This is a genomic window from Kribbella endophytica, from assembly GCF_054781295.1.
The window spans coordinates 410,693-423,026 of the sequence record NZ_BAAGUR010000004.1 but is presented as its reverse complement, the minus strand read 5'-3'; the positions used below and the strand labels follow the sequence as shown (position 1 = coordinate 423,026).

11 protein-coding genes are annotated in these 12,334 nt (G+C 70.3%); 9 read left to right on the top strand and 2 right to left on the bottom strand.

The features are described 5' to 3' along the window. Window positions 1–60 precede the first annotated feature (60 nt). The 3 genes from ACYVIO_RS33795 (at window position 61) to ACYVIO_RS33785 (ending at window position 3,561) form a co-directional block, all read left to right on the top strand. A complete protein-coding gene (locus tag ACYVIO_RS33795; protein WP_460655010.1) occupies window positions 61–2,595 on the top strand; it encodes a LuxR C-terminal-related transcriptional regulator in 2,535 nt (844 codons plus the stop codon). Between the two features lie 97 nt (window positions 2,596–2,692). Next, on the top strand, window positions 2,693–3,370 hold the full coding sequence (locus ACYVIO_RS33790; protein ID WP_460655009.1) for a hypothetical protein: 678 nt from the start codon (window positions 2,693–2,695) through the stop codon (window positions 3,368–3,370). Next, window positions 3,367–3,561, top strand: coding sequence for a hypothetical protein (locus ACYVIO_RS33785; RefSeq protein ID WP_460655008.1), 195 nt, complete (start codon window positions 3,367–3,369; stop codon window positions 3,559–3,561). The genes ACYVIO_RS33790 and ACYVIO_RS33785 overlap by 4 nt, the downstream gene beginning before the upstream one ends. On the opposite strand, the gene ACYVIO_RS33780 is transcribed toward ACYVIO_RS33785, so the two are convergent. Further along, window positions 3,554–3,778, bottom strand: a complete 225-nt coding sequence (locus tag ACYVIO_RS33780; RefSeq protein WP_460655007.1) for a hypothetical protein — start codon at window positions 3,776–3,778, stop codon at window positions 3,554–3,556. The genes ACYVIO_RS33785 and ACYVIO_RS33780 overlap by 8 nt on opposite strands. Before the next feature lie 54 nt (window positions 3,779–3,832). Between ACYVIO_RS33780 and ACYVIO_RS33775 the strand changes: the two genes are divergently transcribed. Genes ACYVIO_RS33775 through ACYVIO_RS33755 form a run of 5 tightly spaced genes read left to right on the top strand, consistent with a single transcriptional unit; the run spans window position 3,833 to window position 8,216 of the window. Continuing rightward, window positions 3,833–4,105, top strand: a complete 273-nt coding sequence (locus ACYVIO_RS33775) for a hypothetical protein (RefSeq protein WP_460655006.1) — start codon at window positions 3,833–3,835, stop codon at window positions 4,103–4,105. 4 nt (window positions 4,106–4,109) lie between these two features. Beyond that, on the top strand, window positions 4,110–5,705 hold the full coding sequence (locus ACYVIO_RS33770) for a RecQ family ATP-dependent DNA helicase (protein WP_460655005.1): 1,596 nt from the start codon (window positions 4,110–4,112) through the stop codon (window positions 5,703–5,705). A 42-nt stretch (window positions 5,706–5,747) separates the two neighbouring features. Beyond that, complete coding sequence (locus tag ACYVIO_RS33765; protein ID WP_460655004.1) at window positions 5,748–6,935, top strand: mannosyltransferase family protein; 1,188 nt, start codon at window positions 5,748–5,750, stop codon at window positions 6,933–6,935. Between the two features lie 9 nt (window positions 6,936–6,944). Beyond that, a complete protein-coding gene (locus ACYVIO_RS33760; RefSeq protein WP_460655003.1) occupies window positions 6,945–7,451 on the top strand; it encodes a histidine phosphatase family protein in 507 nt (168 codons plus the stop codon). A 51-nt stretch (window positions 7,452–7,502) separates the two neighbouring features. Continuing rightward, window positions 7,503–8,216: an HNH endonuclease family protein gene (locus ACYVIO_RS33755; protein WP_460655002.1), complete on the top strand. Its 714-nt coding sequence runs from the start codon at window positions 7,503–7,505 to the stop codon at window positions 8,214–8,216. Between the two features lie 35 nt (window positions 8,217–8,251). On the opposite strand, the gene ACYVIO_RS33750 is transcribed toward ACYVIO_RS33755, so the two are convergent. Beyond that, window positions 8,252–9,391, bottom strand: coding sequence for an alkaline phosphatase PhoX (locus ACYVIO_RS33750; protein ID WP_460655001.1), 1,140 nt, complete (start codon window positions 9,389–9,391; stop codon window positions 8,252–8,254). 165 nt (window positions 9,392–9,556) lie between these two features. On the opposite strand from ACYVIO_RS33750, the gene ACYVIO_RS33745 reads away from it, so the two are divergent. Next, a complete protein-coding gene (locus ACYVIO_RS33745) occupies window positions 9,557–12,319 on the top strand; it encodes an ATP-binding protein (RefSeq protein WP_460655000.1) in 2,763 nt (920 codons plus the stop codon). Window positions 12,320–12,334 lie beyond the last annotated feature (15 nt).

Here is a 12,334-nt window from a genome sequence, read left to right as displayed (position 1 = left end):
GGCGAGCTCCCCGTCCGCGATCGGGCGGCGTGGGGAGGTGGGCGGGCCTACTCTGAGCGCATGCCGGTCCCGGGCACCAAGCTGCATCTGCCGTTGTCGCGTCGGCGGCTGGTGGAGCGTGCGCGGCTCGTCGAGGTGCTGCGTGCTGACGGAGCGCCGCGGTTGGTGCTGGTGGCGGCGCCGGCCGGGTTCGGGAAGACGACCTTGCTGGTGCAGTGGCTGGCGTCCCAGGGGCGGGCGGCTTGGCTGGCGCTGGACTCGGGTGATGCTGAGGTAGGGCGATTCCTGACGCATCTGGTCGCGGCGGTTCGGACGGCTGAGCCCGAGGTTGGTGGCGAGGCGCTGTCTTTGCTGGACGGCGGTGAGACGACTGACGCTGTACTGGTCAGCCTGATCAACGACCTCGAGGTCTTGGTTGGTCCGACGGTGATCGCGCTCGACGACTACCACGTCATCGACTCGACGGCTGTCCACGAAGCGGTGGGGTTCTTGCTGGAGAACCTGCCGCCGCAGGTGACCGTGGCGATGACGACGCGGGCGGATCCGCCGCTTGCGTTGGCTCGGTTGCGGGCGCGGGGTGAGCTGGTCGAGGTGCGCGCGGCGGATCTCCGGTTCACGGCCGACGAGGCCGAGGCTTTTCTGAACGACGTGATGGGGCTGCGGCTGGAGCCTGCATTGGTGTCCGCGCTCGAGGAGCGGACCGAAGGGTGGGCGGCGGGGCTGCAGCTGGCCGCGTTGTCGGCGCGGACTCGAGCGGATGTGGCGGGGTTCGTCGAGGAGTTCTCCGGGAGCCATCGGTTCGTGCTCGACTACCTGGTCGAGGAGGTGCTGGACCGGCAGCCGGACGACGTACGGGCGTTTCTGCTCGACACGTGCGTGCTCGATCAGTTGAGCGGCGGGCTGTGCGATGCGCTCACCGGCCGGTCCGACGGGCAGGCGATGCTGGAGACGCTCGAACGGGAGAACCTGTTCGTCGTACCGCTCGATGACGAGCGGCGGTGGTATCGCTATCACCATCTGTTCGCCGACGCGTTGCGTGCCCGGCGAAGCGATGGCGGTAGTGAGTTGCATGCGGCGGCGAGTCGCTGGCTGGCCGAGAACGGGCTGCTGGTCGACGCCGTACGGCATGCGATCGCGAGCGGGGACCACGAGTGGACGGCCGATCTCATCGAGCTGGCCGAGGAACCGATGCGCCGGGCTCGGCAGGATCGCGTCCTGCGCGAGTGGCTGACCGTGCTGCCCGAGGACGTCGTACGCCGTCGGCCGGCGCTCGCGATCCAGGTCGGGTGGAGCCGGCTGTCGGAGGGCGACTTCGCGGGCGTCGAGCAGTGGCTCGACGCGGCCGACGCGGGACTGAAGGTCCGCGAGGGCGAGCTGCCGGCGATGATCGCGGTCTATCGGGCATCGGTCGCGCAGGCGCGTGGTGATGTCGACGGGACGGTGTCACACGCTCGCCAGGCGCTCGCGCTGGCCGGGCCTTCGGATCATTTTCCGCGGGGTGCGGCCGCTGGGTTCATCGGGTTGGCGGCCTGGGCGGCTGGAGATCTCGGGACGGCGGTCGACACGTTCTCCGAGGCAGTCACCAGCCTTCGAGCGGCCGGGATGGCGACGGACGCGCTGGGCGCGACGGTCGTCCTGGCAGACCTGTGGCTGGCGCGCGGGCGGCCCGTCGAGGCGCGCCGGCTGTACGAGGGCGCGGTCGCCGCGGCGGAGAAGCGTCCGGGGCTGTCGGTCACAGGAGACCTGCACGTAGGGCTGGCCGACGTACTGCGGGAGCAGGGCGAGCTGGAGGCGGCGGCGGAACATCTCGAGATTGCTCGCGGGCTCGGTGATCGGGCGTCGTTGCTGGAGAACCGGCATCGTTGGTACACGGCGAAGGCGGCGCTGCTGCGGGCCCGGGGCGATCTCGACGGCGCCGTCAGCGTGCTCGATCAGGCTGAACCGCTGTACCTGCCGGGCTACTTTCCTGACGTGCGGCCGATCGCGGCGACGCGGGCTCGGGTGTGGATCACGCAGGGACGGCTCGACGACGCGCGGGCTTGGGCGCGGGCGCGTGGGGTGACACCGGACGATCCTCCGGTCTATCTGGCGGAGTACGACCAGCTGACGCTCGCTCGCCTGCTGATCGCGGAGGGTCGGGATGCGTTCGGGCTCATTGATCGCGTGCTGGAGACGGCGGTGGGCGGGAGTCTGATCGAGGGGCGGCTGGTGCGGGCGCTCGCTCACCAGGCTGGTGGTGATGCCGAGGCGGCGGTGGCGGATCTCTCTGTTGCTCTCGCTGAGGGCGTACCTGCGGGGTATCGCCGGCTATTCCTCGACGAGCCGGTGATGGACTTGCTCGGGCAGATCGGTGGGCCGTACGCCCTGCTGGAGAGACAGCCTCCAATCGTCGCGGAGGACGGGCTCAGCGAGCGCGAGGTCGAGGTGCTGCGGCTGCTGGCGACCGAGCTGAGCGGGCCGGAGATCGCGCGGCAGCTGTTCGTCTCGGTGAACACGCTGCGCACCCACACCAAGCACATCTTCACCAAGCTCGACGTGAACACCCGCCGGGCCGCCGTACGGCGTGCTGCGGAGCTCGGGCTGATCACCAGCTAGGTCACATCGTCTGGTGATGTGGACTCACCACGTCGATTCCTACTGTCTGGGACATCGCCGGATCTCCCGTCCGGCGCCGAGGACCGAGGAGTCCACCATGAACCTCACCGCGAACCGTCTCACCGCTGCCGCCGGTCTCTGCGCCGTCGCCGCGGGCGCCATCTTCATCGGCGTCCAGATCAACCACCCGCCGAACGACGTGGCGCACGTCGTCACCACCGACGTCGCGATCCGTGAGGGCGCGAAGACGGTGATGGCGGCGCTGGCCCTGGCCGGCATCACCGGGATGTTCCTGCGCAACCGCCGTAAGTTCGGGGTGCTCGGGCTCGCCGGCTACCTGTTGCTGAGCATCGGGTACCTCGCGATCTTCGCCACCCAGTGCATCGTTTCCTTCGTCCTGCCGACGGTGGCGCGCACCAGCCCGGCGTACGTTCAGGACTTCATCGACGGGGCGGTCGGTCTCAATCCGGCGGGCGACATCGGCCGAGCGTCGGAACTGTTCCTCACCGCCGGGATCGGGTACGCCGTGGGCGGGCTGCTGTTCGGGATCGCGTTGTTCCGGGCCGGCATCCTGGCGCGCTGGGCGTCGGTGTTGCTTGCCTACGGCACCTTCTCCGCGCTCGCGCTGGCCGTGCTGCCCGAGTCGTTCAGCCGGCCGTTCGCCGTACCGACTGGTGTTGCGCTGATCGGGCTCGGGATCTCGCTGTACCGCGACCAGCGCCGCCAGGCCGTCGAGACTCCGGCGACCGAGCTGCCCGTCGCAGTGGGCCGATGAGCACGACGTACGAGCTCCGGGTCGACGGTCATCTCGACGACCACTGGTCGGCCCGGCTCGGCACCCTCACCCACAACCCCGACGGCACCACCACCATCACCGCCACCCTCGCCGATCAGACCCAGCTGTACGGCGTACTGACCACCCTCCGCGACATCAGCGCCGTCCTCCTGGAGCTACGCGCTACCTGACGGCCAGATTCTCCCACCAGTGCCAGAGGTAGAGGCAGGCAAGGGTTCGGTAGGGGCGCCACGGTTCGGCGATGCGCTCGACGTCGGCCGGGCGAGGAATGGTGGGAAGGGCGTACTCGCGCTCGACCGCACGGCGGATCTCCAGGTCGCCGGAGGCGAGAACGTCCGGGCGGTTGAGGTGGAAGATCAGGTAGATGTGAGCGGTCGTGCTGGTCAAGGGACACCGTCCGGGTCGGGTGGTTTGGGATCAGTGTGCTTCAGACTGGTGAGTGTGGAGAAGGGACTTCGCGTGCGCACACTGGCTGATGTGGGGCCGGCCTTGCTGGCGGGGCTGGGGGTTTCTGGGAGCACGGACCTGTTGGGGCTGCCGGCTGTGCGCAAGGTGTGTCTGTTGGTGGTGGCCGCGCAGGGATCGTCGGTGGTGATCCGGTCGAAGGCTGAGTCGCGGCTGAGCCGGTTCGTCGGTCATCACGGCTCGCTGAGTGACGCGGAGCAACTCGTGCCGCTGCTGGTTGCGGCGAACGGGCGGGGAGAGGGAAGCTGACCCGATGCAGGACGTCGCCGCGCTGGCGCGGGAGCGGTTGGGGTACGACGTGTTGCGGCCTGGGCAGGCCGAGGCGGTCGGGGCGGTGCTCGACGGGCAGGACACGCTCGCGGTGCTGGCCACCGGGACCGGCAAGACCGCGATCTACCAGCTCGCCGGGCTGGCGTTGGGCGGACTGACGATCGTGGTCAGCCCGTTGGTCGCACTGCAGCGAGACCAGTTGCGCGCGTTGTCGACGGGCGGGGTGGAGGTCGCGGAGCTGAACTCCGGCGATCACGCTGGGCAGCACCAGGCGCGCGCGATGCTGGCGGAACGCCGTACGGGCTTCGTGCTGATGTCGCCGGAGCAGCTCACCCATGAGGACGTGCTCGACCTGCTCGCGAAATCCCGGCCGCACCTGGTGGCCGTCGACGAGGCTCACCTGGTCAGCGAGTGGGGACAGGACTTCCGCCCCGACTACCTCCGGCTGGCCGCCGCGATCCGCACGATGGGACGGCCGCCGGTGCTCGCGCTGACGGCGACCGCCGCGCCGCCGGTTCGCGACGAGATCGTCCACCGTCTCGAGATGCGCTCGCCGGCCGTGGTCGTCGGCGGGTTCGACCGGCCGAACCTCAACCTCGCGGTGCACACGTTCGCCGACGAGGAGACCAAGAACCGTCGCCTGCTGAGCCACGTCCGGTCGTCCCGCGGACCGGGTGTCGTGTACGTCGCGACGCATCGTCACGCCGAGGAGCTGGCCACGGAACTCGGCCTCGCCGGGGTGTCCGCGCAGGCCTACCACGCGGGCCTGGCGGCGAAAGAACGCCGCGACGTCCAGGACGGCTTCCTCGCCGACCGGTACCGGGTCGTCGTCGCGACCGTTGCCTTCGGCATGGGGATCGACAAGCCCGGCATCCGCTGGGTCAGTCACGCCGAGGCGCCGGGCTCGGTCGACGCGTACTACCAGGAAATCGGCCGCGCGGGCCGCGACGGCGCACCGGCCGACATCGAGCTGTTCTACCGCCACGCCAACCTCGGGATCAACCGGTTCTTCGCCTCGGGCGGCGTCCGCGACGAGGACCTGTACGCCGTCGCCGCCGCGATCGACGAGCACCATCCGGCGGACATCGCCGAGCTCGCCGCCACCAGTCGGCTCAGCCCGGCGAGAGTCGAGCGTGCCCTCGGCCGATTGACGGACGCGCGAGCGGTCACCGTCACACACCGGTTCAAGCTCGCCGCGCGCACCGACGTCGACAAGGCCGTCGCGAAGGCCTCGGCGGTCGAGCACGACCGGCGCGAGGTCGCGCGCTCCCGGGTGGAGATGGTCGCGGCGTACGCCGAGCACAGCGGCTGCCGGCGCGAGTTCCTGCTCAGCTACTTCGGCGAGCAGTACGACGGCCCGTGCGGCAACTGCGACAACGACCTCTCCGGCCGGACCACGGCGCCCGTCGCCGATCAGCCGTTCCCGGTCGGCAGCCGGGTCAAGCACCGCACGTTCGGCTCCGGACTGGTCGAGCGGTACGACGGGACGACGATGACGGTCCTGTTCGACCGCGTCGGCTACAAGGAACTGCGGACCGCGTTGATGACGTACAACCACCTGCTCGAACCCGAAGGGTGATCGCCGAGAAGGGGATTGGGGGCTTCGGGCAAGTACTGGGTGATGACGCACACCAGTACGGCGGAACGATCCGCCCTCGCCCCGGCGTACTCGCGCAGAGACTGGCTCAGCCCGGTCGATCGCAGGGTTCTGTACCTGTACGCCCTGACCCGCGTCGCCGTGTGGATGACGGCGTACTGCGCCCGCTGGCTGTTCCCCGGCGACGCGGAGACCCACGACCCGGGCAGGATCGGTAGGGCGTTCCAGCAGTGGGACTGGTTCCACTTCCTCGACATCGCCCGTGACGGGTACTTCCCGGCCGGCACCGGGCCGTGGACGGAAGGCTGGGACAACCGGGAGGCGTTCTTCCCCGGCTTCCCGATCGTCCTGCGGGCGGTCCACGTCGTACTGCCGCACTGGACGCTCGCCGGCGTCCTGATCTCGTTCGTCAGCGGAGCCGTCGCCGTGCTCGCGCTGGCCCGGATCGCACGGCTGGAGCGACCTGGGACGAGCGTCGACCGGGACGCCGTGCTGTTCTTCCTGCTGTCGCCGTGCGCGGTGTTCCTGGCCGTGGGGTACTCCGAAGCGCTCTTCCTGGCGCTCGCGCTGCCGGCCTGGCTCGCTGCCCGGCGTCACCAGTGGGCTCTGGCGGCGTTACTCACGATGCTGGCGACTTCGGTGCGCATCACCGGGCTGTTCCTGGCCGCGGCGATCGCCGTGCATTTCGTCGTCACGGCCCGCGCGCACCGGCGGTGGTCCGCCTTCCCGTGGTTGGCCGTCCCTGCGCTCCCGGTCGCCGCCTACTTCCTCTACCTCTACTCGCACACCGGCGACCTGATGGCGTGGAAGCACGCGCAGGAACGGGGTTGGTACCGCGACTTCACCGCGCCGTGGCACACCTGGACCACCACGTGGACCGCTGCCTTCGACCACGTCCAGACCACCGGGTACGCCGTGATGTTCCAGGCCGAGCTGGTGGCCACGGTGATCGGGCTGGTCCTGCTCGCGCTGCTCGTGCGGCTGCGACGCTGGGCCGAGGCGACGTACCTCGGGCTGAGCCTGTTCGCCCTCGGTACGTCGTACTGGTTCATGTCGATGCCTAGGGCAACGCTTCTCTGGTGGCCGCTGTGGGTCGGCCTGGGCGTCTGGAGCCTGCGCCGTCCCTGGGTCAGGACCGCCTACCTGTGCGTGGTGGCGCCGCTGTCGACCGTCGTCGCGCTCACCTTCTTCACCGGTCGGTGGGCGGGGTAGTTTGGGCGGATGCTCGTACTGGTCCGCCATGCCATGCCTGTTCACGGGCCGGAGACGCCTGCGCGGGACTGGGTGCTGAGTGCGGAGGGACGGGCGGCCGCGGAACAGTTGTGCGCGCGGCTTCCGGTGGGGGCTCGGGTGGTGGCCAGTACCGAGGCGAAGGCGATCGGGACGGTTGAGCCGCTGGGGTCGGTGATCACCGATGCGCGCTTCGACGAGATCGCCCGGGTCGAGGCCTACGGCGGGGACTTCCGGGCGGGGCGGCGGGCGTACGTCGAGGGGCTGGACCTGGTCGACTGGGAGCCTCGGGATGAGGTGGTGCGGCGGTTCGGAGCCGGGGTTGCCGAGTACGCCGCGGATGGTCCGGTGGTGATCGCGTCGCACGGGATGGCGATGACTTTGTGGCTGACGGCAACTATCGGGCTGTCAGATCCGGGGGCGTTCTGGGAGGGTTTGAAGTTCCCGGATGCGCTGGTGGTGGATCTCGCGGAGAAGACGGTGAACCGGTTGCCGTAGTTCGGCGCGTGCGGCGGGCCATGACGGGGTTCCGCCGGTAACTTTCCGTCGGTGATCCGCCTCCTTCTTGTTGCTGTCCTGTTCGTTTCCGGATGTACGGTCGCTGGAGCTGGGCCGCGACCCAGCGAGCGGCCCGGTTCCCCGGCGCCGTCGGTCGCCAAACCGTCGGTCGCCAAACCCCAAGGCGCGACCGCGAAGGCGATCGATGCGGAGCTTCGCGGCGCTCGCGTCATCGCCACGCGGCCCGAGGTGGCCGGGTACAAGCGCGACCAGTTCGGGCAGAGCTGGACCGACAACCACAACGGCCCGGGTGGCCACAACGGCTGCGACACCCGCAACGACGTACTGGCCGCGCAGTTGACCGCCGTACACAACCGTACGGCGAAGAGCTGTGTCGTCGTCGAGGGCACCCTGACCACCGAGCCGTACACCGGGCGTCGCGTCGAGTTCCGCAAGGCCTCCGCGTCCAAGGTGCAGATCGACCACATCTACCCGCTGTCGAGAGCGTGGGACATGGGAGCGGCGCGCTGGCCGGCGCAGCGCCGGATCGACTTCGCGAACGACCAGTCCGCCAACCTGCTCGCCGTCGACGGTCCCGCCAACGCGTCGAAGAACGACTCGGGGCCGGGGGAGTGGATGCCGCTCAACCGTGCGTACCGCTGCGTCTACGTCCTGCGTTACCTCCAGGTCGCCCGCAAGTACACGCTGCCCATCACCGCCGCCGACCGCGACACCGCCAAGACGATCATGCCGACCTGCCGCTGACCTCGGGAAGGGGCACAGCGGCAGGCCGGAGCAAGTCAGCGGAACGAACCGGTGACCTCGTACGTGATGCCGCCGCTGCTGGAGCCGCTGGTACCGCGCTGGGACGAGAAGTACAGCCGGTTGCCGGCCGGGTTGAAGGCGACGCCGCACAGTTCCGAGCCGGACTGGCCGGTGACGCGGAGGAACGGCGCGACGACGTCGTTGGGCGTGATGATGCAGATCTCCAGGTTGCCGCCGTCCTCGGCGACGAACAGGTCGCCGGACGAGGTGCCGGTGATGTTGTCGACACCGGTCAGCGGCGGGTTCGGGGTGAGGCCGTCGTCGTACGCGATCGCGATGGTGTTGTCGGCCGCGTTGTAGGCCCAGACGCGGTTGTCGCCCTTGGTGGTGAAGAAGCAGGTGCCGTTGCGGTAGTAGCAGCCTTCGCCGCCGTTGAACTTCTTCATCCCCGAGACCTGCTTGCGGGTCCGCGTCGGGGTGCCGTCGGGATCCGGGACGGTAACCCAGGACAGGGTGCTGCCGGACTCGCGCAGGACCTGGAGGGTGCCGGCCGACAGGTCGCCCCAGGTGGTCGGGACGAAGCGGTAGAAGCCGCCGTCGGGGGTGTCCTCGGTCAGGTAGACGACGCGGCGGTCGGGGTCGGCCGCGGCGGCTTCGTGGGCGAAGCGACCGAGGGCCGGACGGCGTACGGCGGCCTTGGCGCCGTACGGGTCGGTCTCCCAGACGTAGCCGAGGTCGGTCTCCTCGCAGGACAGCCAGGTGCCCCACGGGGTCGCGCCGCCGGAGCAGTTCTGCGTCGTACCGGACAGGATGCGGTACGCGCTGGTGATGGTCCCGCTGCTGTTGAAGCGAAGCGCGCTCGCACCACCGGTGCCGCTGCCGACCTCGGAGTTGGACACGTAGATCCAGCCGGTGCCGTCGGCGAAGCACGCACCGCCGTCGGGCGCGCTGTGCCAGGTGTAGCCGCTGACGGCGCGGGTCGAGCGGGCGAGCACGCGGCTGGTGAAGCCTTGCGGGAGCATGATCCCGTTCGCGTCGGCGGCGCGCAGCCCGCCGTACGGGCTGGGGCCGGTCTGGGCCGGAAAGGCCAACGCCTGCGGGGCAACACTGAACCCGAAGGCGACCGAGGCGGACGAACCGACGACTGCGGCGCGGAGGAAACTGCGACGATCCACGACTGACTCCTGACGGTGACGGGGCGGGACGCTCAGTGAAGCGGAGGGACATGAACGGGATCTGAGATCCAGATGATCGGTCCGCCGACGGCCGAGGATTGTTACTGTGGGCCGGGGTCGGCAACGCTGCCGCGGGCCGGCTGCTTCGCGGCGGAGGGGCTGGGCATGAAGCTTTTCGGACGTCGGTCGGAGTGTGGGGCGCTCGACGACCTGGTCGCGGAGATCCGCGCGGGCAAGAGTCGCGTGCTGGTGGTTCGTGGCGGAGCTGGCGTCGGCAAGACCGCCCTGCTCGAGTACGCCGTACAGGCGGCGCCCGAGCTGCGGGTTCTCCGGGCGGTGGGCGTCGAGTCCGAGCAGGAACTGGCCTTCGCCGCGCTGCACCAGCTCTGCTCTCCGCTGCTCGACCGGGTCTCGAACCTTCCCTCTCCGCAGCGCGCGGCCCTCGCGACCGTGTTCGGGCTGCAGCCGGGGCCTCCGCCGGACCGGTTCATGGTCGGCCTGGCGGTGCTCAGCCTGCTGGCCGAGTCGGCCGACAAACAGCCGCTGCTGTGCATTGTCGACGATGCACAATGGCTCGACACGGCGACCGCGCAGACGCTCGGGTTCGTCGCCCGGCGCCTGCATGCGGAGGCGCTCGGGCTGCTCTTCGGAGCGCGTGAGGTCCGCGACGAGTTGCGGCCGCTGGACGAGCTGACTGTGGGCGGCCTGCCGGACGCCGACGCCCGCGCGCTGCTCGGGTCGGTCGTCGGCTTCGTGCTCGACGAGCCGGTTCGCGACCGGATCGTCGCGGAGACCGGCGGCAATCCGCTCGCGCTGATCGAGCTGCCGCGCGGACTGACGCAGACCCAGCTCGCCGGCGGATTCGGGCTGCTCGGCGCGCAGATGCTGCCGGGCCGGATCGAGGAGAGCTTCCTGCGCCAGGCGGATCTGCTGCCGTCGTCGACGCGGCTCCTGCTGCTCGTCGCGGCCGCCGAACCGGTCGGCGACCCGGTGCTGGTGTGGAAGGCGGCCGACGAGCTCGGCATCGCCGCGGCGTTCGCTGAGATCGACGGATTGTTGACAGTCGGCGAACGGGTGACGTTTCGCCATCCGCTGGTGCGGTCGGCGTTGTACGGGTCGGCGACGGCGCAGGAGCTCCGCGCCGTACACCTGGCACTCGCACGCGTCACCGACCCGGAGCTCGATCCCGACCGGCGGGCCTGGCATCTCGCCGCGGCCGCGTCTGGTCCGGACGAAGCCGTCGCGTTGGAGCTGGAGCGGTCGGCGCTCCGAGCGCAGTCCCGTGGGGGATTCGCTGCCGCGGCGGCGTTCTTGCAGCGTGCCGTCGCGCTAACTGCCGATCCGGGGCCGCGCAGCGATCGCGCGTTGGCCGCGGCCCAGGCCGGTCTGCAGGCGGGAGCCTTCGACACGGCTCAGGGCCTGCTCGCGACCGCCGAGGCGGGGCAGTTGGACGAGCTCGGCCGGGCGCGGGTCGACATGCTCCGCGCCGAGGCCGCGTTCGCGGTGCAGCGGGGAGGTGAGGCGCCGGGCCTGCTGCTGCGCGCGGCGCAGACGCTGCAGCCGCTGGACGTACGGCTTGCGAGGGACACCTATCTCGACGCGTGGAGCGCGGCCCTGTTCGCCGGCCGCTTGGCGACCTCCGCGGACCTGAGGAAGGTGTCGAGCGCAGCCCGCACGGCGCCAAGGTCCGGTCTCGGAGAGGAGTCCGAGGTGGGCTCGTCCGAGGTGCGTGGTGCTGATCTGTTGCTTGATGGGTTTGCGTTGTTGCTGACCGACGAGCGGGCCGCGGCGCTGCCGTTGTTGCGGGAGGCGGCCAAGGCGTTCGCGAGTGGTGACGTCACCACCGAAGAGGTGCTGCGGTGGGGCTGGGTTGCGACGGCGGCCGCGGCGGTGTCGTGGGACTTCGAGGCCTGCATCGGTGCGGCGACTCGCCAGGTCGAGGTGGCTCGGAGTACCGGCGCCCTCGCCGTTCTCGCGGTCGGGGTCAATGTGCTCGGTCAGGTCGTGGCCCTGGAGGGCGACTTCAGCGAGGCCGCGTCCCTGGAGGCCGAGGCCGCCGCGGTCCGCGAGGCGACCGGCACCAAGATCGCGCCGTACGGCGGCCTGGTGCTGGCCTCGCTCCGCGGCCGCGAGAACGAGGCGTATCCGTTGATCGAGGCAACGATCCGCAGCGCGTCGGCCGAGGGTCAGGGCACGGCGGTGCAGTACGCGCACTGGTCCCGCTCGGTTCTGCTGAACTCCGTCAGCCGACACGACGAGGCCCTCCTGGCCGCCCGAATGGCGGCCAACGACACCCCTGAGCTGTTCGTCTCCAGTTGGTCGCTCAGCGAGTGGGTCGAAGCCGCCGTACGCAGCGGCGATCCCAAGTCGGCGGCCGATGCACTGGAGCGACTGGAGGAGCGCGCCCAGAGCACCGGCCAACCGTGGGGTCTGGGCCTGGCTGCACGTGCTCGTGGTCTGGTGACCGGAGCCGAGGCCGCGTACGTCGAAGCAATCGAGCAACTGGAAGGCACCCGCCTGCGACCCGACCTCGCGCGAGCGCGTCTCCTGTACGGCGAATGGCTGCGTCGCCAGAGCCGCCGGGTCGATGCCCGCGCACAGCTCCGGCTCGCGCACGAGTCCTTCGGCTCGATCGGCATGGAGGCGTTTGCCGAGCGAGCCCGCCGCGAACTACTGGCGACCGGCGAAACGGTCCGCAAGCGGATCGGGTCGCCCTTGGCCGGCGCGGAGCTGACACCGCAGGAGCAGCAGATCGCGTTGCTCGTGCGCGACGGCCTGTCGAACCCGGAGGTCGGCGCGCGCCTGTTCCTCAGCCCGCGCACGGTCGAGTGGCACCTGCGGAAGATCTTCGACAAGCTCGGCATCAGCTCCCGCCGGCAGCTCCGCGAAGCACTGCCCCGCACCGACCTGGAGAAACTCTCCGGCTAAGGATCAACAGCCCTT